Annotated in this window: 26 protein-coding genes; all 26 read left to right on the forward strand. The window is 40.8% G+C overall.

The window, feature by feature from the left end; genetic code table 11:
• Positions 1–111 precede the first annotated feature (111 nt).
• The 26 genes from topA (at position 112) to fliP (ending at position 22,991) form a co-directional block, all read left to right on the forward strand.
• A complete protein-coding gene (topA, locus tag IRB79_RS10575) occupies positions 112–2,187 on the forward strand; it encodes a type I DNA topoisomerase (protein ID WP_243508399.1) in 2,076 nt (691 codons plus the stop codon).
• A gap of 246 nt (positions 2,188–2,433) precedes the next feature.
• Positions 2,434–3,741, forward strand: coding sequence for an FADH(2)-oxidizing methylenetetrahydrofolate--tRNA-(uracil(54)-C(5))-methyltransferase TrmFO (gene trmFO, locus IRB79_RS10580; protein WP_243508400.1), 1,308 nt, complete (start codon positions 2,434–2,436; stop codon positions 3,739–3,741).
• A 64-nt stretch (positions 3,742–3,805) separates the two neighbouring features.
• Entirely contained in the window at positions 3,806–4,708 is a 903-nt protein-coding gene (gene xerC / locus IRB79_RS10585) for a tyrosine recombinase XerC (RefSeq protein ID WP_243508401.1), read from the forward strand.
• Between the two features lie 71 nt (positions 4,709–4,779).
• Positions 4,780–5,322, forward strand: a complete 543-nt coding sequence (hslV, locus tag IRB79_RS10590; RefSeq protein ID WP_009330767.1) for an ATP-dependent protease subunit HslV — start codon at positions 4,780–4,782, stop codon at positions 5,320–5,322.
• Between the two features lie 18 nt (positions 5,323–5,340).
• Entirely contained in the window at positions 5,341–6,744 is a 1,404-nt protein-coding gene (gene hslU / locus IRB79_RS10595; protein WP_243508402.1) for an ATP-dependent protease ATPase subunit HslU, read from the forward strand.
• 138 nt (positions 6,745–6,882) lie between these two features.
• The gene (gene codY / locus IRB79_RS10600; RefSeq protein ID WP_243508403.1) at positions 6,883–7,662 is read left to right on the forward strand and encodes a GTP-sensing pleiotropic transcriptional regulator CodY; all 780 of its coding nucleotides are present in this window, start codon (positions 6,883–6,885) and stop codon (positions 7,660–7,662) included.
• Positions 7,663–8,090: 428 nt separating this feature from the next.
• Entirely contained in the window at positions 8,091–8,486 is a 396-nt protein-coding gene (flgB, locus tag IRB79_RS10605) for a flagellar basal body rod protein FlgB (protein ID WP_243508404.1), read from the forward strand.
• Between the two features lie 2 nt (positions 8,487–8,488).
• Positions 8,489–8,941 (forward strand): flagellar basal body rod protein FlgC, encoded by a 453-nt coding sequence (flgC, locus tag IRB79_RS10610; protein WP_243508405.1) that lies wholly within the window; start codon positions 8,489–8,491, stop codon positions 8,939–8,941.
• A gap of 12 nt (positions 8,942–8,953) precedes the next feature.
• Positions 8,954–9,259: a flagellar hook-basal body complex protein FliE gene (fliE, locus tag IRB79_RS10615; protein ID WP_206836372.1), complete on the forward strand. Its 306-nt coding sequence runs from the start codon at positions 8,954–8,956 to the stop codon at positions 9,257–9,259.
• 134 nt (positions 9,260–9,393) lie between these two features.
• Positions 9,394–11,004 (forward strand): flagellar basal-body MS-ring/collar protein FliF, encoded by a 1,611-nt coding sequence (gene fliF, locus IRB79_RS10620; protein WP_243508406.1) that lies wholly within the window; start codon positions 9,394–9,396, stop codon positions 11,002–11,004.
• 12 nt (positions 11,005–11,016) lie between these two features.
• Positions 11,017–12,033 carry a flagellar motor switch protein FliG gene (gene fliG / locus IRB79_RS10625; protein ID WP_206836377.1) on the forward strand — a complete coding sequence of 339 codons (1,017 nt, stop codon included), beginning with the start codon at positions 11,017–11,019 and terminating at the stop codon, positions 12,031–12,033.
• Positions 12,017–12,802, forward strand: a complete 786-nt coding sequence (fliH, locus tag IRB79_RS10630; protein ID WP_243508407.1) for a flagellar assembly protein FliH — start codon at positions 12,017–12,019, stop codon at positions 12,800–12,802. Before fliG ends, fliH begins: the two co-directional genes overlap by 17 nt.
• A complete protein-coding gene (fliI, locus tag IRB79_RS10635) occupies positions 12,799–14,115 on the forward strand; it encodes a flagellar protein export ATPase FliI (RefSeq protein ID WP_243508408.1) in 1,317 nt (438 codons plus the stop codon). Before fliH ends, fliI begins: the two co-directional genes overlap by 4 nt.
• Positions 14,116–14,118: 3 nt before the next feature.
• Positions 14,119–14,562, forward strand: a complete 444-nt coding sequence (fliJ, locus tag IRB79_RS10640) for a flagellar export protein FliJ (protein WP_243508409.1) — start codon at positions 14,119–14,121, stop codon at positions 14,560–14,562.
• An 8-nt stretch (positions 14,563–14,570) separates the two neighbouring features.
• On the forward strand, positions 14,571–15,182 hold the full coding sequence (locus tag IRB79_RS10645; protein ID WP_243508410.1) for a MotE family protein: 612 nt from the start codon (positions 14,571–14,573) through the stop codon (positions 15,180–15,182).
• A gap of 29 nt (positions 15,183–15,211) precedes the next feature.
• On the forward strand, positions 15,212–16,465 hold the full coding sequence (locus IRB79_RS10650) for a flagellar hook-length control protein FliK (RefSeq protein ID WP_243508411.1): 1,254 nt from the start codon (positions 15,212–15,214) through the stop codon (positions 16,463–16,465).
• 12 nt (positions 16,466–16,477) lie between these two features.
• A complete protein-coding gene (flgD, locus tag IRB79_RS10655) occupies positions 16,478–16,930 on the forward strand; it encodes a flagellar hook assembly protein FlgD (RefSeq protein ID WP_243508412.1) in 453 nt (150 codons plus the stop codon).
• A 14-nt stretch (positions 16,931–16,944) separates the two neighbouring features.
• Positions 16,945–17,334 (forward strand): TIGR02530 family flagellar biosynthesis protein, encoded by a 390-nt coding sequence (locus tag IRB79_RS10660; protein WP_243508413.1) that lies wholly within the window; start codon positions 16,945–16,947, stop codon positions 17,332–17,334.
• 77 nt (positions 17,335–17,411) lie between these two features.
• Positions 17,412–18,218, forward strand: a complete 807-nt coding sequence (flgG, locus tag IRB79_RS10665; RefSeq protein ID WP_221877808.1) for a flagellar basal body rod protein FlgG — start codon at positions 17,412–17,414, stop codon at positions 18,216–18,218.
• Positions 18,219–18,272: 54 nt separating this feature from the next.
• The gene (locus IRB79_RS10670) at positions 18,273–18,497 is read left to right on the forward strand and encodes a flagellar FlbD family protein (protein WP_221877809.1); all 225 of its coding nucleotides are present in this window, start codon (positions 18,273–18,275) and stop codon (positions 18,495–18,497) included.
• Positions 18,484–18,912 (forward strand): flagellar basal body-associated protein FliL, encoded by a 429-nt coding sequence (fliL, locus tag IRB79_RS10675; protein ID WP_243508414.1) that lies wholly within the window; start codon positions 18,484–18,486, stop codon positions 18,910–18,912. Before IRB79_RS10670 ends, fliL begins: the two co-directional genes overlap by 14 nt.
• 40 nt (positions 18,913–18,952) lie before the next feature.
• Positions 18,953–19,951 carry a flagellar motor switch protein FliM gene (gene fliM, locus IRB79_RS10680; RefSeq protein ID WP_243508415.1) on the forward strand — a complete coding sequence of 333 codons (999 nt, stop codon included), beginning with the start codon at positions 18,953–18,955 and terminating at the stop codon, positions 19,949–19,951.
• Positions 19,941–21,239, forward strand: coding sequence for a flagellar motor switch phosphatase FliY (fliY, locus tag IRB79_RS10685; protein ID WP_243508416.1), 1,299 nt, complete (start codon positions 19,941–19,943; stop codon positions 21,237–21,239). The genes fliM and fliY overlap by 11 nt, the downstream gene beginning before the upstream one ends.
• Positions 21,240–21,257: 18 nt before the next feature.
• Positions 21,258–21,620: a chemotaxis protein CheY gene (locus tag IRB79_RS10690; protein WP_206836421.1), complete on the forward strand. Its 363-nt coding sequence runs from the start codon at positions 21,258–21,260 to the stop codon at positions 21,618–21,620.
• 26 nt (positions 21,621–21,646) lie between these two features.
• Positions 21,647–22,333: a flagellar biosynthetic protein FliO gene (locus IRB79_RS10695; protein ID WP_243508417.1), complete on the forward strand. Its 687-nt coding sequence runs from the start codon at positions 21,647–21,649 to the stop codon at positions 22,331–22,333.
• The gene (fliP, locus tag IRB79_RS10700; RefSeq protein WP_243508418.1) at positions 22,326–22,991 is read left to right on the forward strand and encodes a flagellar type III secretion system pore protein FliP; all 666 of its coding nucleotides are present in this window, start codon (positions 22,326–22,328) and stop codon (positions 22,989–22,991) included. Before IRB79_RS10695 ends, fliP begins: the two co-directional genes overlap by 8 nt.
• Positions 22,992–23,005 lie beyond the last annotated feature (14 nt).

Raw genomic sequence — 23,005 nt, forward strand, 5'->3', positions numbered from 1 at the left:
TTATAGGTTAATGATAAATGAAAGCAGGCAGGTTTAACCGGGTAACAAATACCGCCTTTCAAGATTGATTTTGCCTGAATGTTTAAAAATCCCTCTCAAGGAGGACTATTGATGTCAGAGTTTCTTGTAATCGTTGAGTCACCTGCAAAGGCAAAAACGATTGAGCGTTATTTAGGAAAAAAATATAAAGTTAGAGCTTCCATGGGACATGTCAGGGATCTTCCTAAAAGCCAAATGGGCATAGATGTGGAAAATAATTTTGAACCAAAATACATAACTATTCGTGGGAAGGGCCCTGTTTTAAAGGAACTTAAGTCAGCGGCCAAAAAAGCCAAGAAAATTTATCTCGCGGCTGACCCCGACAGAGAAGGGGAAGCGATTGCCTGGCATTTGGCACATAGCCTGGACATGGATATTACATCGGACTGCCGTGTTGTTTTTAATGAAATTACGAAAGACGCCATTAAAGAATCTTTTAAGCATCCAAGGCCAATCAACATGGATCTTGTTGATGCCCAGCAGGCAAGACGGATGCTGGACCGGTTAGTCGGTTATAATATCAGCCCGTTATTATGGAAGAAAGTGAAAAAAGGATTAAGTGCGGGCAGAGTACAGTCTGTTGCAGTCCGTTTGATTATCGACCGCGAAAAGGAAATTAAGGACTTTATACCAGAAGAGTACTGGTCCATTGACGGAGAGTTCCTAAAAGGAAAAACAGCCTTCGATGCAGCTTTTTACGGGTTGGAGAATGAAAAAGTGGAATTGAAGTCTGAAAGCGATGTTCAAAATATATTAAGTAAAATGAAGGGCAATAAATTCAAGGTGGTATCGGTTACCAAGAAGGAAAGAAAACGGAATCCTGCCGCCCCTTTTACTACGTCCTCACTTCAGCAGGAAGCTGCAAGGAAATTAAATTTCCGTGCCAAGAAAACCATGATGCTTGCACAGCAGCTTTATGAGGGAATTGATCTAGGCAAAGAAGGAACTGTCGGTTTAATTACTTATATGAGAACTGATTCAACACGCATATCTGAAATTGCGCAAAATGAAGCTGCAGATTATATTCAAAACTCTTACGGGAAAGAATTCCTGCAGGGTGAAAAGAAAAAAGAAAAGAAAAACAGCAATGCCCAGGATGCTCATGAGGCCATCCGCCCGACGAGCACATTAAGGTCGCCTGCAAGTTTAAAAGAATACTTGTCGCGTGATCAGCTTCGATTATACAGGCTCATTTGGGAACGATTTGTTGCAAGCCAGATGGCACCAGCCGTTATGGATACAATGAGTGTGGATTTAAAGAATGGAGAAGTGATTTTCCGTGCAACAGGGTCAAAAGTGAAGTTCCCTGGATTTATGAAGGTCTATGTTGAAGGCACAGATGATCAGTCAGAGGAAAAAGATAATATGCTCCCAGACCTGAAGGAAGGGGATGAAGTCCTTAAAAAAGACATCGAACCCAAACAGCACTTCACACAGCCTCCTCCAAGGTATACTGAGGCAAGACTCGTAAAAACACTTGAAGAACAGGGGATTGGGCGGCCATCCACTTTTGCTCCGACTCTTGATACAATTCAAAAACGGGGTTATGTTGCTCTGGACAATAAACGTTTCGTTCCGACTGAACTGGGGGAAATTGTTCTTGAGCTAATCATGGAATTCTTCCCTGAAATCCTTGATATCGAGTTTACTGCAAAGATGGAAAAAGACCTGGACTATGTTGAAGAAGGCAAAGTCAACTGGGTGCAGATCATTGATGAATTCTATAAAGATTTTGAAAAGCATCTTGAAATAGCGGAAAAAGAAATGCAGGAAGTCGAAATTAAGGATGAACCTGCAGGTGAAGATTGTGAGCAATGCGGAAATCCAATGGTGTTCAAGATGGGGCGCTATGGAAAATTCATGGCATGCAGCAATTTCCCTGACTGCCGCAATACCAAACCGATTGTAAAGGATATAGGTGTGAAGTGTCCGAAGTGCAAAGAAGGAAATATAATAGAAAGAAAAAGCAAAAAACGCCGGATCTTCTATGGCTGTGACAGATTCCCTGAATGTGACTTTATTTCATGGGATAAGCCCCTGCCAAGAAGCTGTCCAAAATGTGATAACCTTCTAGTTGAGAAAAAACTCAAAAAAGGTGTCCAGGTTCAGTGTGTTGAATGCGACTATAAGGAAGAAAAGCAAAGTTAAGGGTGGGCTTAAATGCTCACTCTTTTCTATTGAGGGATGTGCATCCAGAATACTTCCAGCCCGGTTTCTTTCTTTCGTTTATCCCAAAGTATAGCAGCTGCAAATCGTTCACGAAACTTTTTTATTTTTAAATCGTATAGTAAAATGGCAAAATGAATAAGAACAGGGTAAAGTAAGAGAGACTGTTTTTAAAAATATAAATTAATCATGACATTGTCATCATAAGTATATATGGAGGTTCATTTTATGAGAGATACAGTAGTAAATGTAATAGGAGCGGGTTTAGCAGGCAGTGAGGCTGCGTGGCAGCTGGCCAACAGGGGAATAAAAGTAAACCTCTATGAAATGAGGCCAGTAAGGCAGACTCCTGCCCATCACACAGATAAATTTGCAGAGCTTGTCTGCAGCAACTCTCTGCGTGCAAATACTTTAACAAATGCAGTCGGGGTATTAAAAGAAGAAATGCGGAAGCTGAATTCTGTTATCATCCATTCAGCTGACAGCAGTGCCGTTCCTGCCGGGGGAGCATTGGCAGTTGACCGCCATGATTTTGCCGCTCGTGTAACGGAACAAGTCAAAAACCATCCGAATGTAACGGTAATTAACGAAGAAGTGACAGATATTCCGGAAGGGCCAACTGTGATCGCTACTGGACCGCTGACAAGTGAAGCCCTATCCGGAAAATTAAAAGAGCTGTCCGGAGAAGATTATTTATATTTTTATGATGCGGCTGCTCCAATTTTAGAAAAAGACTCAATTGATATGAATAAAGTTTATTTGAAATCACGTTATGATAAGGGAGAAGCGGCATATTTGAATTGCCCTATGACAGAAGAAGAATTTGACCGTTTTTATGAGGCTCTTACCTCCGCAGAAACAGTTCCGTTAAAGGAATTTGAAAAGGAAATCTTTTTTGAGGGCTGTATGCCAATAGAGGTGATGGCAAACAGGGGAAAGAAAACCATGCTTTTTGGCCCGATGAAGCCGGTAGGTTTAGAAGATCCGAAAACAGGAAAAAGGCCATATGCAGTTGTTCAGCTTCGACAGGATGATGCTGCCGGAACACTTTATAATATTGTAGGTTTTCAAACTCATTTGAAATGGGGGCCGCAAAAAGAAGTAATCCGCTTGATTCCAGGTCTCGAAAATGCTGAAATAGTAAGGTATGGCGTTATGCACCGGAATACATTTATCAACTCTCCAAAAGTCCTGCGCGCAACATATCAGTTCAAGAACCGGGATGATTTATTCTTTGCAGGGCAAATGACAGGGGTTGAAGGGTATGTCGAATCTGCTGCCAGCGGACTTGTGGCAGGCATCAATGCTGCAAGACTTGTTAAAGGAGAAGATCCTATAGAGTTTCCTCATGAGACTGCGATTGGAAGCATGGCGCGTTATATTACTACAGCTAACCCAAAAAGTTTCCAGCCTATGAACGCTAATTTTGGTTTATTTCCTGAACTTCCTGAAAAAATCAGAGGGAAAAAAGAAAGAAATGAAAAACATGCGGAAAGAGCATTAGGAACAATTCAGAACTTTGTGAAAAATTTGTAAATTATGTTGCGTTGGGCTGCTTAATTGTGATACTATTTAGTAGCCCTTGCGAGGTGAACATTTAATGTCTGAAAATGTGAACGTTTCTTTAAAGTTGTTTATTGAATATTTACAAATTGAGAAAAATTATTCACAATATACAATTGAGCATTACCAGCATGATATTAGTGAATTTTTTATGTTCATGTCTGAACAAGCCATTGCAGATTTAACAAAAGTCGAGTATCAGGATGTCAGGATATATCTTACTGATCTATACGATAAAAAGATGTCCCGTAAGTCTGTTGCCAGGAAAATATCAAGCTTAAGGAGCTTTTTTAAATTTTTGCTCAGAGAAGAGAAAGTGGCTGAAAATCCTTTTGCACTTGTTTCCATTCCGAAAGCGCAGAAAAAGCTACCGGAATTTTTCTATGAGGAGGAAATGAAGCAGCTTTTCGATGCTTGTGAAACAAGTACTCCTCTAGGGCAAAGAAATAAAGCACTTCTTGAACTATTGTATGCAACCGGCATCCGCGTCAGCGAGTGCAGCCAAATCCGCTTAAAAGACCTGGATATGTATTTATCAACGGTTCTTGTCCGCGGCAAGGGCAGTAAAGAGCGGTATGTCCCTTTCGGAAGCTTTGCCCAGGACGCACTTGACACATACATAAACCATGGACGTAAAGAATTGCTTTCTAATGGGAACGTGCAGGATAATTTGTTTCTGAATGCCCGAGGCGGTCCGCTTACAGCAAGGGGAATCAGGACTATACTGGATAAGATTATCGAGAAATCATCCTTATCAGGCAAAATCCATCCCCATATGCTTCGCCACACATTTGCGACGCATTTAATGGCAAATGGGGCTGATATGAGAACAGTTCAGGAATTACTTGGACACGCATTTCTATCTTCAACCCAGGTATATACACATGTTACGAATGAATACTTGAAAAAAACTTATATGGCCCATCATCCGCGGGCGTAGCAGAAGAATGTAATTACCGAACAGTCTGCAGAAAAAATCAAAGGCAATATGCTCCAAAGGAGGAGTCTTTCATGTCCGAATTTCATGCTACAACAATATTTGCTGTGCATCATAATGGAGAATGTGCAATGTCCGGCGACGGCCAGGTTACCTTTGGAAATGCAGTTGTGATGAAACACACTGCAAGAAAAGTCAGAAAGCTATTTAATGGTAAGGTGCTGGCTGGATTTGCAGGCTCAGTAGCCGATGCATTTACTTTATTCGAAATGTTTGAAGGAAAGCTTGAAGAGTATAATGGAAACCTTGAGAGAGCAGCTGTGGAGCTTGCAAAAGAGTGGAGAAGCGATAAGGTTTTGCGCAAACTCGAAGCAATGCTTATTGTTATGAATACGGATAGTCTGCTGCTTATCTCCGGTACAGGTGAAGTTATTGAGCCGGATGATGGGATTCTGGCTATTGGATCAGGTGGCAACTATGCTCTTGCAGCTGGACGATCTTTAAAGAGATTTGCAGGCGAACACTTGTCAGCAAGAGAAATTGCGAAGGCCTCACTTGAAATGGCTGCGGAAATATGTGTATATACAAACCACAACATCATTGTGGAAGAACTCTAATAAAAGGAGTGCTGTTGCATGGGTAAAGGAACAAATTTAACTCCCCGCCAAATTGTTGAGCGTTTGGATCAGTTTATCATCGGTCAAAAAGATGCAAAAAAAGCAGTCGCTGTTGCACTTAGAAATCGCTATCGCCGCAGCTTGCTTGAAGAAAAATTGCGGGATGAAGTAAATCCTAAAAATATACTGATGATCGGCCCGACTGGAGTCGGAAAAACTGAAATTGCGCGCAGAATGGCTAAATTGGTCGGTGCCCCATTTGTCAAAGTGGAGGCAACCAAATTCACGGAAGTCGGATATGTGGGAAGGGATGTTGAATCCATGGTCCGGGATCTTGTGGAAACATCCGTCCGTTTGGTTAAAGAAGAAAAGATGGCCAGTGTAAAGGAAAGAGCAGAAGATAGTGCCAACCGCCGCATACTGGAACTGCTCGTACCGGGTGCCAAAAAGGCAGCTAATTATAAAAATCCTCTTGAAATGCTATTTGGCGGAGGTAATGATCAGCAGCAGGATACGTATCAGACAGAAGATTTAAACCTCCAGGAAAAGCGCAAGATTGTAAAAGAAAAGCTTGCACTTGGCGAATTGGAAAATGAAGTTATTACCGTAGAAGTAGAAGAGCAGCAGCCTTCCATGTTTGACATGCTGCAGGGCTCAGGTATGGAGCAAATGGGCATGAATATGCAGGATGCCCTGAGCAGCCTTATGCCAAAGAAAAGGAAAAAAAGAAAACTGACTGTACGGGAAGCGAGAAATATCTTAACAAATGAAGAAGCCCAAAAGCTGATTGATATGGACGAAGTCAGCCAGGAGGCTGTATTCCGCGCTGAACAGTCAGGAATTATTTTCATCGATGAAATCGATAAAATAGCCAGCAAAAACAGCGGCGGTTCTTCGGCTGATGTTTCAAGGGAAGGGGTTCAAAGAGACATTTTGCCGGTGGTAGAAGGTTCAACAGTAGTAACCAAATACGGTTCTGTAAAGACAGACCATGTATTGTTTATTGCTGCCGGGGCATTCCACATGGCTAAGCCTTCAGACCTGATTCCTGAATTACAGGGACGTTTTCCGATCCGTGTGGAGCTCACGAAGCTAACCGTTGAAGATTTCTATAAAATACTCGTTGAGCCTGATAATGCATTAATAAAACAATATGAAGCATTATTGGTAACTGAAGGTATACAAATTGAATTTTCTGACGATGCTATTCGTAGGATTGCTCAATTTGCATTCGAAGTTAACCAAAATACAGATAATATCGGTGCAAGGCGTCTTCATACCATCATGGAAAAACTGCTGGAGGATTTATCGTTTGAAGCACCGGATATCACAATGGAAAAAATCACAATTACCCCTCAGTATGTCGAGGAGAAACTGGGAGCCATTTCCCGCAATAAGGATCTAAGCCAGTTTATTCTATGACCCATTGTTTAATGGTCCAGGTCATAGGGTACACGAGGAATGTATCTTAATTTTTATAAGAATGATTCAATAAGCAATAAGATAATTAATCTTAACAAAATATATGTTTATGGGTTGTAGCAAATAGGAGGAAATACAATGGATTTATTAACAAAAACAAGAAAAATTAATGCAATGCTTCAAAGAGCTGCCGGAAAACCGGTTAACTTCAAGGAAATGTCAGAAACACTAAGTGATGTAATCGAAGCAAATATCTTCGTAGTGAGCCGCAGAGGTAAACTGCTTGGATTTGCTGTAAATCAGCAAATTGAAAATGAGCGCATGAAGCAAATGCTGGCAGATCGTCAATTCCCTGAGGAATACACTAAAAATTTATTTAATATCCAGGAAACTTCATCAAATCTGGATGTAGAAAGTGAATATACTGCATTCCCAGTTGAAAACAAAGATCTTTTCGCAAATGGTTTGACTACAATTGTTCCTATCATCGGCGGCGGTGAGCGTCTGGGCACATTAATTCTTGCCAGATTGCTGGAACAGTTCCATGATGATGATTTAATTCTTGCTGAATATGGTGCTACTGTTGTTGGTATGGAAATCCTTCGTGAAAAAGCGGAAGAAATTGAAGAAGAAGCACGTAGCAAGGCGGTTGTGCAAATGGCAATCAGTTCTCTTTCATACAGTGAGCTGGAAGCGATCGAGCATATCTTTGAAGAGCTTAACGGCAACGAAGGGCTTCTTGTAGCATCGAAAATCGCTGATCGTGTAGGCATTACGCGCTCTGTAATCGTAAATGCCCTAAGAAAACTGGAAAGTGCAGGAGTTATTGAATCTCGTTCATTAGGTATGAAAGGTACTTATATCAAAGTTCTTAACGATAAGTTCCTGGTTGAATTAGAAAAACTTAAATCAAACTAATATAGTCCGCTAAAAACCCGTCCTTAAATGACGGGTTTTTTATTACAAATAGATTACATATTTTATTGGTAAATTTATGCATTTTTATCATTTTTATAAGGATTTTAGTCTTATTTTACATAATTAGTTATTGCGGTGTTTATATTGAATACCCCAAAATACCTACAAGCGAAATATATAATAAAATTAGATGGGAGAATGAATCCCTGTGTTATTGGTAATTATTAGAAAAAATCATTATAACTTTCAGCATATTTAAAAGATTTGTCGAAAATAGGACAAAAGAATCATTAAAATTAACCTTATGTTCATAGACATATTATTTCATATTCATTACAATAATGTTTATGATGACATATTTTGTCCATTATCACCAAATTTCTACAATAATTACCAAGATAAAATTGTTTTTATATGAGGTGTTATGATTGAAACTGTTTTCAGGCACTATATCAACTTTAGAACAAGCATTGGATTACTCTTCGCTTAAGCAAAAGGTAATATCTCAAAATATTGCAAATGCGGATACTCCAAACTATAAAGCAAAAGATGCAAGCTTTAAAGAGGCTTTTCAGAGCGCTCTAAATGGATCAATGGAAGCAAACAAAAGTGATTTCAGGCATTACGACTTTAAGAATGGATCATCCTCAGGACAAGGTGTAGTGACAAAACGCAATGCTTCGTACAATCATAATGGCAATAGCGTAGATGTAGATAAGGAAATGGCTGATCTGGCTGCAAATCAGATTTATTATAATGCAGTGATTGAACGAGTAAGCGGTAAGTTTTCCAGTCTGCAAAATGTATTGCGGGGAGGCAAATAGTAATGTCTATGTTTCATAGTATGAATAACACAGCATCGGCTCTTACTGCCCAAAGGCTCCGCATGGATGTAATTTCTTCGAATATGGCCAATGCGGACTCTACCAGAAGTGTGAATGGCGATGAACCCTACAGAAGGAAGTCAGTAGTATTGGAACCGAAAGAAGGTCAATTTTCCTCTTTTTTAAATTTGGCAATGAGCCGAAAAGGCGGAAGCTCTGCAGGAAACGGTGTAAAGGTCTCAGGAATTGTAGAAGATCGAGAGACGCCAACTAAAATGGTTTATGATCCAACACATGTCGATGCTAATGAGAATGGATATGTTGAAATGCCAAATGTGGATCCTTTAAGAGAAATGACGGATCTAATGAGTGCAACAAGATCTTATGAAGCCAATGTAACTGTTTTTAATGCCTCTAAAGGCATGATGATGAAAGCTTTGGAAATCGGCAAATAAGGGGAACGTTAAATGAATACTGTAACTTTTATGCCAGTGAATGCTTTAAAGCCTGCTGAAAATCAAAAGACTCATACATATACAGCATTCGATGCTCAGCAAAGTTTTTCGTCCGTTTTAAAGCAATCAATTGAAAAAATTAATAATGCGCAGATTCAGTCAGATGTTATGACTGAAAAGCTTGCTAAGGGAGAAAACGTCGACCTTCACCAGGTGATGATTACATCACAAAAAGCGAGCATTACTATGCAGGCTGCGCTGGAAATTAGAAATAAAGTAATTGAAGCCTATCAGGAAGCGATGAGAATGCAAGTCTAATTCTTAAATTTTAAAAAATTGAAAGAATCCACTGAATGGTGAGGTTTTTTCAATTTTTTAATGAATGAAAATGATTAAAGCTAAAAACTAGTTAAGGCGGTTATTAGCTTAGACAGAATAACCGGAGGATTGTGATGAATGAGACGCTACAGAGATATATAGGTAAAGTGAAAGAATACTGGGGCAGCAGGACAAAAAAACAGAAGACGGTTATGATTGGTGCTGCTGCAATATGTATATTGCTGATTGCGGCTGCCGCGATCCTAAGTACCAGGACTACTCTCGTTCCCCTATACAGCAATTTAACACCATCGGAGACTGGGACGATAAAAGAAAGTCTCGATACCAGGGGCGTTGTATCAGAAATCGCAGATGGCGGAACAACGATCAAGGTTCCTGAAGAGGTAGTAGATACTCTGAAAGTAGAGCTGGCAGCAGAAGGAATTCCGAAATCCGGAAGCATTGATTATTCGTTTTTCAGCCAAAATGCCGGCATTGGCATGACTGAAAACGAATTTAATGTCCTAAAGCTGGAAGCAATGCAGACTGAACTTGCGAATTTGATGAAAGGGATCGATGGAGTAAACGATGCCAAGGTAATGATAAACCTGCCAGAGAAAGGCATTTTTGTAAATGATTCTTCTGAGGAAGCATCTGCCTCTATTGTTCTTAACACCAAACCAGGCTACCAATTTGAAGAATCGCAAATCCAGGCGCTTTATCACCTGGCTGCGAAAAGTATACCAAATCTTCCCACTGATAATATCGTCATTACTAATCAGTTTTTTGAGTATTTTGACTTAAAAAATAAACAAAATTCTTCACCTGAAAGCACCTTTGCAGCACAGCACGAAATTAAAAAAGAGATAGAACGCGATGTACAGCGGCAGGTGCAGAATATGCTGGGCACTTTAATGGGGCAGGATAAGGTTGTTGTATCTGTAACCGCCGATATTGATTTTACCCAGGAAAACAGAGAAGAAAACCTCGTTACACCTGTTGATGAAGAAAATATGGAAGGTATAGCTATTAGTGTTCAGAAGATTACGGAAACGTTTACTGGCAATGGCGATGCTGCTGGAGGATTTACGCCGGCTGGCGGCAGCGATGAACCTGCAGGCACTGATTCGGCTACTTATCAGGAAAGCGGAAATTCTAATGGGGATTATGAACGGATAGAAGAAACTATTAATAATGAAGTAAATAAAATCCGCAGGGAGATTGTCGAAAGTCCGTATAAAGTCAGGGACCTGGGCATTCAGGTTATGGTGGAACCGCCGACAGCTGATGATCCTGCATCACTTCCGCAGGAAAGAATTAATGATATTACACAAATACTTGGGACTGTTGTTCGTACAACCATTAATAAGGATGCCGCAGCTGATGCTGAATTAACAGATGAAGCAATTCAGGATAAAATTGTCGTCTCCGTACAGCCTTTCAATGGTAAAGTTGAGTTTTCTAATGAGACTATCACCAGCATTCCTTGGTGGATATATGCAATCGGCGGCGTACTGCTTTTAATCATTGCTCTATTAATCTTCCTTTTTGTTAAAGCGAGAAAGAGGCAGAAGCAAGAAGAAGAAGAGATGGAAGCACAAGCTGCAGAGACAATCAATCTTCCGGATGTAAATGAAGAGCATGAAACAGAAAGTACAATGAGACGCAAGCAGCTGGAAAAAATGGCGAAGGAAAAGCCTGAAGACTTTGCAAAACTGCTTCGCACTTGGATCGCAGAAGACTAAGGAGGATGAAAAATGCCAAAAAAAGAGCAAAGAGAACTAACAGGTAAACAAAAAGCGGCAATTCTTCTTATTTCACTTGGTCCTGATGTTGCATCCTCTGTTTATAAACATTTAAGCGAGGAAGAAATTGAGAAATTGACCCTGGAAATCTCCGGGGTCAGAAAAGTTGATTCGTTTGCTAAAGAAGAAATACTTGAAGAATTCCATCAAATTGCCCTGGCACAGGACTATATCACTCAGGGCGGGATTGGTTATGCAAAAACAGTTCTCGAGAAAGCACTCGGTACCGAGCAGGCTTCAGCCATTATTAACAGACTGACATCTTCTCTGCAGGTAAGGCCATTCGATTTTGCCAGAAAGGCAGATCCGGCACAAATCCTGAATTTTATTCAAAATGAGCATCCGCAAACGATCTCATTGATATTGTCCTATCTTGATCCAGCGCAGGCCGGGCAAATCCTTTCAGAGCTGCCGCAGGAAATGCAGGCGGATATTGCAAGAAGGATTGCCGTTATGGATAGCACATCACCTGAAATTATCAATGAAGTTGAACAGATTCTTGAGAGAAAGCTGTCTTCTACTGTAACACAGGATTATACTCAGACCGGCGGCATTGAATCGGTTGTGGATGTTCTTAATGGGGTTGACCGGGCGACAGAAAGGACTATTCTGGATGCGCTGGAGATTCAGGATCCAGAGCTTGCTGAGGAAATTAAGAAGAGAATGTTTGTATTTGAGGACATCGTTACCCTTGATAGCCGCGCCATACAGCGTGTTATCCGCGACTGTGAAAGTGAGGACCTCATGCTTTCATTGAAAGTCTCCAGTGATGAAGTTAAGGAAATCGTCTTTAAAAATATGTCATCCAGAATGGTTGAAACCTTTAAGGATGAGATGGAATACATGGGTCCTGTGAGATTAAGAGATGTTGAGGAAGCCCAATCAAGAATAGTCGGCATTATCCGAAGATTAGAAGAATCAGGAGAGATCATCGTCGCTCGCGGCGGAGGGGATGATATTATTGTCTAGGCTTATTAAATCATATTCTTCCGCAGTGCCAAAAGAAGAAAAGAAAGTCATTTCTATCAGACTGCTGCAAAGCAAATTAAACCATATTGAAGATGCATCTGAGCAAAACGCGGCTAGAACAGATGAAGAGCTTCAAGCAATGCTGAACAGTGCCCGTGCGGAAGCTGAGAGGATTGTAAATGCTGCGAGAATAGATTCAGAAAATAAAACTCGGCAAATGGACGAGCAGCTCGAAGCGCTGGAACAGGAAAAACAAAAGGTTCTTGAGGAAGCCCGCTCTGAAGGATTTGCTGCTGGCGCTGATGAAGGCAGACAAAGCGGTCTCAGGGAATACAGTGAACTGATCCATATGGCAAGAGAAGTTATAAACTCAGCCAAACATGATTATCAGCAGCATATCGAATCATCAGAACAGACCATTCTAAATTTGGGATTAAAGGTTGCAGGAAAAATTCTTGGAGAAGTTCTTGATCAAAATAGTGACCAATTCCTTTCCATTGTAAAAAGAGCACTAAAGGAAGCGAGAGAGTACACTGAGATTCAGCTCCATGTACACCCTATGCATTATGATTTGATTCTATCCCATAAGGATGAACTAATCCGGGTATTTCCAAAAGAGACAGATTTATATATTTATCCAGATGAGGAACTAAGCAATACAAGCTGCATAATTGAATCAGCAAATGGACGAATTGAAGCCAGTGTTGACAGCCAGCTGGAAGAAATAAAAAGAAAACTCTTTGAGATGCTGGAGAGTGAGGCAAATTGAAACTTGAACAGCTGATCAATGAGGTGGATAAAATTGATAGCTTTAAGCGTTTTGGAAGAGTAAAAAGAGTAGTCGGTTTGATGATTGAATCTCAAGGTCCGGAAAGTTCTATTGGGGATGTATGCATTATTCATATAGGCAAAGGACGTACAAGAAGGATCCAGGCGGAAGTAGTCGGTTTTAAGAATGAGAATGTGATTCTTATGCCTTATACAGATGTACAGGATATTTCACCAGGCTCTCTTGTCGAGACAACCTCGAGGCCACTTGAGGTGAAAATTGGTCCAGCTCTTATTGGACAGGCAATAGACTCACTGGGACAGCCTCTCGATGAGGCAAATTTGCCAAAGGGTTTGACGCCAGTCCTAACTGAACAAACGCCTCCTAATCCGCTGAAAAGGCAGCCAATCTCTGAACCTATTGAAGTAGGAGTAAGGATGATCGATAGCCTGCTGACAGTTGGAAACGGGCAGCGGGTCGGGATTTTTGCCGGAAGCGGTGTAGGGAAAAGTACACTTCTTGGAATGATAGCCCGGAATACCAATGCAGATTTAAATGTGATCGCTCTTATTGGCGAGAGGGGCAGAGAGGTTAGGGAGTTTATTGAGAGGGACCTAGGACCGGAAGGTTTGAAGAGATCCATCGTAGTTGTAGCTACTTCAGACCAGCCGGCACTCATGAGAATTAAAGGGGCATACACGGCCACAGCAATTGCTGAGTATTTCAGGGACAAAGGCTTAAATGTCATGTTAATGATGGATTCAGTAACCCGGGTGGCTATGGCGCAGAGGGAAGTCGGCCTCGCAGTCGGTGAACCGCCAACAACAAAAGGGTATACGCCTTCTGTTTTCGCGGTCCTTCCTAAGCTGCTTGAAAGAACAGGAACAAACGAATATGGCTCTATAACTGCATTTTATACCGTATTGGTGGACGGTGACGACATGAATGAACCAATCGCTGATACAGTCAGGGGAATACTGGATGGACACTTTGTTCTAGACCGGGCGTTAGCGAACAAAGGGCAATATCCGGCTATAAATGTCCTGAAAAGTGTAAGCCGGGTTATGAACCATATTGCAGATGCCTCCCATATAAAATCAGCTGAAAAAGTAAGAGAAATGCTGAGCACATATATAAATGCAGAGGATTTAATTAATATTGGAGCATATAAGCGCGGGTCATCGATGGAAATAGACGAAGCCATTCGATTATATCCTTCGATTATCTCTTTCTTGAAACAGGAAACGAATGAAAAAATTTCTATCTTGGAAAGCATTGGCCAATTAAAAGGATTAGCTGGAAAAGGGGAATAAAAATTGCAGTATCAATTTAAGTTCAATAAAATCCTGAAGATAAAAGAAAGAGAAAAAGATCAGGCGATTGATGTATACAATCAGGCTGTCAAACGATTTGAAGAAACTGCCAAGAAACTGTACGATCTTCTGAAAAAGAAAGAAGATCTGGAAGAATATCAGCAATCAAGGCTGGCTGAAGGACTACCGGTTCAGGAAATCAGGCATCACCAGCATTTTGTGAGCAGCCTTGAGAAGACAATTGACCATTATCAAAAAATGGTCGCCAATGCACGCACCCAAATGAATTTCCAGCAGGAAAAACTAATGGAAAAGAATATTGAAGTAAAGAAATATGAAAAAATGCAGGAAAAAGATTTAGCTGGCTTTTTGGAAAGCATGAAGCAAGCAGAAGGAAGGCAAATGGATGATATCTCGATTCAGCTGTATATGAATCGGGGAAATTAGGTGGTTAAATGGAAAGAATGCCAGAAGAACAAGAGACACCCAAAACAAGCAGGTTTCAATGGTTTATATTCGCTTTCTTGATCCCGATCCTTTTTGGAATTACTGTAGCCCTGCTCGTTTTCACACTATCAGGAAACAACATTTTTGAAACAGCCAGAGAATATAGCCAAAAGGTGCCATTTTTAGCTGCCATTTTTGATGAGAAAAACTCCCGTTCACAGGAAGTGATGGAGGAGCAGCTTATCGGACTGCAGGCAGAAGTTAAAGATCGTGAAGCAAGGATATCTCAGCTGGAAAGCCAGCTTGACAGCAAAGACTTGGAAATAGAGAGAGCAGGACTTGAAAAGCAGAGGCTTGAAGACGAAATCAGCGAGCTTACGGCTATAAAGGAAGAAAACAAGCGAGCATTTAAAGATATCGTAAAGACCTATGAAAATATTTCCGCTAAAAAAGCAGCACCCATTTTAACTGAGATGAAGGATGAGGAAGCTGTAAAAATATTATCAAATATTAATTCTGACACGCTGGCTGCCATTATGGAGAAGATGAACCCGGAAGATGCCGCACGGTATACAGCGCTCCTGACCGCAGCCAAAGAAAAAAGCGGATCAGATAATTAACACCAAGTCTTGAGAGGAGGTGAAACTAAGTGCAAATTGGAGGATTAGGATTTATTCAGTCACAATATTCATCCGAAGATAAAATATCTCCGCAAGATACAGGCAGCACTGGTTTTGGAAGTCTCTTCTTTGCTTTAACCGGTACCGCCAAACTGCAAGCAGAAAGCTTACCTGCAGCAGCTGATGGGGAGAAGATCGAACAGTTAAAAGAAATAATGGAGTTTCTTAAAGTGAGTGAGATCACCGAATTAGAAAACGGAAGCGAGCTTCTGGAGAAGGTTTCCTTTCAAACAGAAACTGATATCATAGAGGTCATTTCAGAGCAGCTGAATCTTTCACAGGAAGAATTGGTGCAGATGTTAGAGGGTTTTACGGACCAGGTTCTGCCAGGTGTAAAGCTTAAAGATGTTTATTCTATAGAAGATTTAGATGATGTCAGCAAAATCCAATTATTAATTTCAGCAATCTCAAATTTTGATCAAACAGAAGGCATGATCCTGCAGGGAAAAGATTTTAGCGGAGCATTAAAAGTTTTGAAATTGTATGACATTCTGTCTGCAAAGAAGGATTTTTTCAGCAGCAAAATGAATCTGAAGGATTTTCTAAATCATGTCCAAATAAAAGTTGAGGGGCTAATAAACAGTACTTCTGTTGATAAAGGCAGTATTATACAAAAAGTTATTACCCCGCTTGCAAACGAATTGAACACTGCAAAACAACAAAATAACTCTGCTAATGAAAATTCGAGTCAGGCAGCATTTAAAATCATAAACAGACCGGAAACTGCTTTGCAGGGATTTATTCAGGTTCAATCATTTTCAAAATCGGAACAGATGGCTCTGCTGAATCCGCAGGGAAGGACAGTAAGCCCAGATCAGCTTATGCAGCAATTTGAAAACATATTATCCAAGAGCAGCTTTCTCAAAACGGGAGGAACACAAAAGTTATTTATCAAACTGAATCCTGACCATCTTGGAGCGCTGCGCATAGAGCTTATTCAAAAGGACTCTGCGATGATTGCCAGGATACTTACATCAACTGGCTCAGCCAAAGAAATTCTTGATTCACATATTAATGGTCTAAAACAGGCCTTCAGTTCACAAAACATTCAGATTGAGAGAATTGAAATCTCTCAGCAAATGACGCAGCAGGATCGCTCCTTTAACAGGGATCCCCAGCAGCAGGAACAGAGGCAGCAGCAGAACAAGGATGAAAATAATCCGCAGCCTGAGAGAGAATTTAACAGCTCGTTTGAAGAAGCTCTTCTTAATACAGAAGCATAGGAGTGATAGTAATTGGCAAACACAATAGATTCTTCCCTAATGCTATCAAACTACCAAAGCCAAACTCGAAAAACTGGCTCAGATATATTAGGCAAAGATGATTTTCTTAAGATTCTAATGACACAGCTGCAAAACCAGGATCCAATGAACCCTATGCAGGACAAGGACTTTATTGCGCAGATGGCAACCTTTTCGTCTTTGGAGCAGATGACTAATATGAATAAGACGATGGAGAAATTATTGGCTTTTCAGGAGCAGAACCAGCTAATGACTTACAATAACTTTTTAGGCAAAAATGTCACCTGGCATAAATTGACTGAATCAAGTGAACCAAACCAGGATCCAATTATTGAAGAAGGAACTGGAAGAGTAGTTTCTATCCAGTATAAGAATAATACAGCAGTATTTATTTTGGATGATGGAACGAAGCTTGAACCTGCAAATATTTCTCAACTAAATGAATAAAAGGAAGTGAGTGGGTGGATAAACTTATTTTTCGTCCGATCCACACCCAGCCGGTAATTACACCAAAAGGGAATGCTGTTCAAACTTCTAAGCAATCACATAATAAATTCTCTGCCCACCTCCAAACAGCCTTGCAGACTGAAGGTAATTTAATTGTCAGCAAACATGCAAAGCAGAGACTTGAACAGAGAGGTATACAAATAAGTGCAGAGCGGTGGCAGCAAATTGAAGATAAGATACAGGAAGCCAAGGAAATGGGTGTTAAAGAATCCTTGGTATTGCTCGATAACGCAGCACTTGTAGTCAGTGCCAAGAATAATACAGTAATCACTGCGATGGATCGTAAAGAATCTCGAACACAAATATTCACTAATATTGATGGAACTATAATTCTGGATCAATAAAAACAACGGCTGGACCTTTTAAGGAAGCCTTAGCTGCCGACTGACAGAAGCAGCATAAAAGAGAGGAGCAAATATTAATGCTACGTTCAATGTATTCAGGTATAAGCGGGATGAAAAACTTTCAGACAAAGCTGGATGTTATTGGGAATAATATTGCGAATGTTAATACATTTGGATATAAAAAAGGTCGCGTGAATTTTAAAGATATGGTAAGTCAGACTATTTCAGGTGCAACAGGAAGTGGAGATAACTCGGGCGGTATAAATCCTAAGCAGGTAGGTCTTGGTTCGCAATTATCCTCTATAGATACAATTGATACACAGGGGAGTCTGCAAACCACTGGCCGTGTATTGGATATAGGGATTCAAGGTGATGGCTACTTGATGGTTCAGCGAGGGAATAACACCTATTATACCCGCGCTGGAAATTTGTATCTTGATGATGATGCAAACCTCGTTACGGCATCAGGAGATAAAGTAAAAGGAGCTGATGGGGCAGCTATCCAATTAAATGGAGGGGATGCTACCGTTATTAAGAGCTTAAGTATATCGAATGACGGAACTATAAACTTCTTAATAGACGGGAACGATACACTGCAGGCTGCCGGACCAATTGGAATAGCACGCTTTAATAATAATGGAGGTCTTGAAAAAATTGGAGACAATCTATATAAGGACACTGTAAACTCAGGCGATGCAGTCCCATTAACCCCAGGAGAAGACGGTGCAGGAGTACTCGTTTCTGGGACCCTGGAAATGTCCAATGTAGACCTATCAGAGGAATTCACTGAAATGATTACAGCACAGCGCGGGTTTCAGGCAAACACCCGGATCATTACAACATCAGATGAAATCCTGCAGGAGCTTGTTAATTTAAAACGATAATCTAAAGGAGGGTCAGGGCTGAAGGCACAGGATCTTTAGCCCTGAAAATGAACATTGATTAAAGTATCTCGCCTGAACGGCAAATCTTTTGTATTAAATGCTTTGTACATAGAAACAGTAGAGTCTTTTCCAGATACGACGATTACGCTCACTAATGGAAAGAAGTATGTTGTAAAGGAATCTGAAGATCAAGTCATGCAATCGATTTTAGGATTCTATCAATCTGTTAATCTTCTGGGGCAGCAGCTGGCGGAGGGAAATGAAAATGAAGAACAATAAGCTGTTAATGATAATGGTAATGATGCTTGTAGCGATCACACTTGTAGGAGCTATTGCCCTGGTGATTGTCATGAAATTTTCGGGTGATGATGAAACAAAAGAGCCAACCATTGATGAAGTGCTGGAGGCCTCTGTTGATATCCCGCAAGTTACAGCCAATTTAGCGAGTGATGATTATATCAGGATTTCTTTTAAAATCCAGACTGAAAACAAAAAAGCTAAAGAGGAATTACAGAAAAGAGATTTTCAGGTGAAAAATCTCATCATTCAGGAATTGTCTGAAATGAAAGCAGAGGATATACAGGGGAAAGAAGGCCAAATCAAGCTGCAGGAAGATTTGAAAACCAAGATAAACGGTTTAATGCAAGAAGGAAAGATCGTTCAGGTGTACATTACTGAATCTCTCCTCCAGTGATAACCAAATAACTAACTGCAATAGATGGAGGTGAGGATTCATGTCAGGTGAGGTTTTATCGCAAAGCGAGATTGATGCACTGCTCTCCGCTCTCTCTACCGGAGAAATGGATGCAGATGAACTGAAAAAAGAACAAACAGAGAAAAAAATAAAAGTTTATGATTTTAAGAGAGCATTAAGGTTCTCTAAAGATCAAATTCGCAGCTTGACAAGAATACATGAGAATTTTGCCCGGCTCTTAACCACCTTTTTTTCTGCGCAGCTGAGGACCTATGTGCAGATTTCGGTTGCTTCTGCGGATCAGATACCATATGAAGAATTTATCCGGTCCATCCCGAAAATGACAATACTTAATGTAATTGAAGTGCCGCCTCTTGATGGAAGAATTCTTATGGAAGTGAATCCAAATGTCGCCTATGCCATGATGGATAGGCTGATGGGCGGCAGGGGGACAAGCATAAATAAAGTTGATAATTTAACAGAAATTGAAACAAAAATCATGTCTGCTACTTTTGAAAGGGCATTTGAAAACTTAAGGGAAGCCTGGAGCACAATCGCGGATATTGATCCGCTTTTGGCTGATTTTGAGGTAAATCCGCAATTTCTGCAAATGGTCTCTCCAAATGAAACAGTCGTCGTTATTTCATTAAACACGACCATTGGGGAAACAAGCGGGATGATTAATATATGTATACCTCACGTCGTTCTCGAGCCCATTATTCCCAAGCTGTCTGTACATTATTGGATGCAGACGGACAAAAAGGAAAGGGAGCCCGAGGTCATTGCCCGGCTTGAACGAAATATTCATAAAGCTGAAGTTCCAGTCATATGTGAACTCGGCAGTTCCGACATAGCCATTCAGGATTTCTTATCTCTTGATATTGGAGATGTCATTGAGTTAAATCAGGGGATTGACCAGGCGCTCACAATAAAAGTCGGGAATATTCCAAAATTCATCGGACAGCCTGGAAAAATGAACAAAAAAATGGCCGTGCAAATTTTAGGCACTGTGAAAGGGGGAGATGAGGATGATGAGTGATGATATGCTTTCGCAAGATGAAATTGATGCTCTGTTAAGGGGAGCAGCTGGCGACAGCGATGAAACAGAAAGTTATAATGAGGCATTTTTTCAAACCGAAGATTATCTGTCCCATATGGAGCAGGATGCGTTAGGGGAAATCGGCAATATCTCATTTGGGAGCTCTGCAACAGCATTGTCTACATTATTGAATCAGAAAGTTGATATCACAACTCCAGCTGTTTCAGTTGTTTTGCGTCAGAAATTAGCTGAGGAATTCCCACATCCTTATGTAGCAATTCAGGTGAATTATACGGAAGGTTTCTTCGGAAGCAACTTGCTTGTAATTCAGCAGTCGGATGCAGCCATCATTGCTGACTTGATGCTTGGGGGAGATGGAACCAACCCGGCTGAACTAATGGGTGAAATTCAGTTAAGCGCGGTTCAGGAGGCAATGAACCAGATGATGGGTTCTGCAGCTACTTCGATGTCAACCATCTTTGGAAAAAAGGTTGATATTTCACCGCCTGCAATCGATATTCTTGATTTGCCGCAGGGAGAAGGTGCTGATCGAGTTCCTGCTGATGACATGCTTATAAGGATTTCATTCCGATTAAAAATAGGAAGTCTGATCGACTCGAATATTATGCAGCTGCTTCCTCTGGAATTTGGCAAAAGCCTAGTAAATGAATTATTAAATCCGGGTCAGGATCTTCCAGCAGTTAGCGCTGTTTCTGAAGAGAAGCCATCAGCTCAAGGACAGCCCGATTTTCAGGAAAGCCATCTTTCGTTTGATAAGAAAACTGAAGTACACTCAGGGGGATTTGACCAGCCATACACTCAAACAGGTTATTCCGGAGAGCAGCCGGCATATTCACAGCCGGTTATGAATCAGGCATCAAACCCTCAAAGCTATATACCGGCTCAAAACCAGGCTCAGCAATCCGGTCCACAGCATTTCGGAGGCTCTTATTCAAATGGAGTGCAGCCGAATGTACAGCCTGCAGCCTTTTCGAGCTTTGAACCATACCACATGCAGGAGCATGAAACAAAGAATTTAGATATGCTTTTGGACATACCGCTTCAGGTAACGGTCGAACTCGGAAGGACCAAACGTTCAGTTAAGGAAATTCTTGAACTGTCTTCAGGATCGATTATTGAACTGGATAAACTTGCTGGTGAACCTGTTGACATTCTGGTGAATAACCGATTAATCGCCCAGGGGGAAGTGGTTGTCATTGATGAAAACTTTGGTGTGAGGGTTACAGATATTATCAGCCAGAGCGACCGAATAAAAAAACTAAGATGATAAGCGGGGGTTATTAAAATGGCACATAAAATTTTAATAGTTGATGATGCAGCTTTTATGCGAATGATGATAAAAGATATTTTATCCAAGAATGGCTATGAGGTAGTGGGTGAAGCTGCTGACGGTGCACAAGCTGTTGAAAAATATAAGGAAACTCAGCCTGATCTTGTCACAATGGATATTACCATGCCGGAAATGGATGGAATTACAGCTCTAAAAGAAATTAAAAAATTAAATCCGAGTGCAAAAGTCATTATGTGTTCTGCTATGGGCCAGCAGGCAATGGTCATTGATGCCATTCAGGCTGGCGCCAAGGATTTTATCGTAAAACCTTTCCAGGCTGATAGAGTGCTTGAGGCAATCGGCAAAACTTTGGGCTAGTGATTATTCTTTTTAGAGGGTGCAAAATGGTGTTGAATGTAAAGAAAGTAATTTCTTTGCTGCTGTTGTTTTCAATTGTTCTGCTGGGCGTGCAGCCGCTGGCCCAGGCAGAGCAATTGAATAATAGTGTTAAAGAATGTATGGAAAATCCTGAGGAATGCGAGAAACAGGAAACAAAAGAAACAAAAGAATCAAAGACAGACGAAGGGCAGACTCAGCAGGATAAAAGCGGCACAATTGGTCTTACTTTTTGGGACTTCATAAAGATGATATTAGCAACAGGCTTCACTATCGGACTTTTGTATGCTCTTCTAAAGTTCATTAACAAAAAAAGCAAGGTATATAACAGGTCGCAGTTAGTTGAAAACCTCGGCGGTACAGCTTTAGGTGCGAACAGGTCAGTTCAGCTGATAAAAGTGGGAAATCGCATTTTTGTAGTAGGGGTAGGAGAAAATATTCAGCTGTTAAAAGAAATAGACGATTCGGAAGAATACAGTCAAATCATCAAAGAGCATAATGACAAACTGGAACAGCTTATCCGTCCAAGCGATATTGTGACAAAGGTGATGAAAAGAACACAGCAAACAGAAGGAAGCAAGCAAGACAGCCCAAACTTCAGCGCGATGCTCGGGATTCAGCTGGATGATATCAAAAAGGGCAGAAAGAAACTGTTTGATGAGTTAGAAAGAAAGGGCCAGAAGAAAGATGAATGAATTCATGGAGTTTTTTAATAGCAGTTCTCCTGAAAATGTATCTGCATCTGTGAAGCTTTTTTTATTGCTGACGGTACTTTCTCTCGCGCCCAGTATTCTAATTTTAATGACGTGCTTCACAAGGATTGTCATCGTTCTTTCCTTTGTCAGAACGGCGCTGGCTACTCAGCAAATGCCGCCGAATCAAGTTTTAATCGGCTTATCCTTGTTCCTGACATTCTTTATAATGGCACCGACAATGCAAGAAGTGAACGAACAGGCTTTAACACCTTTATTTAATGAAGAAATAAATCTGGAAGAAGCTTATGAAAAAGCTTCAGTCCCTTTTAAAGAGTTTATGAGTGCCCATACAAGGCAGAAAGATTTGGCTTTATTTCTTGAATATTCCGGGGCGGAAGCTCCAGCTTCCATTGAAGATATCCCCCTTACGAGCCTTGTACCGGCATTTGCCATAAGTGAAATCAAGACAGCTTTCCAAATTGGATTTATGATTTTTATTCCATTTCTCGTAATCGACATGGTTGTAGCCAGTGTATTAATGTCCATGGGGATGATGATGCTTCCTCCGGTCATGATTTCTTTGCCGTTTAAAATATTATTATTTGTACTTGTAGACGGCTGGTATTTAGTAGTTAAATCCCTTTTACAAAGCTTTTAAGCAGGTGAACATTC

Origin of the sequence: Cytobacillus oceanisediminis (assembly GCF_022811925.1) — a bacterium.
Lineage (GTDB): Bacteria > Bacillota > Bacilli > Bacillales > Cytobacillaceae > Cytobacillus > Cytobacillus oceanisediminis_D.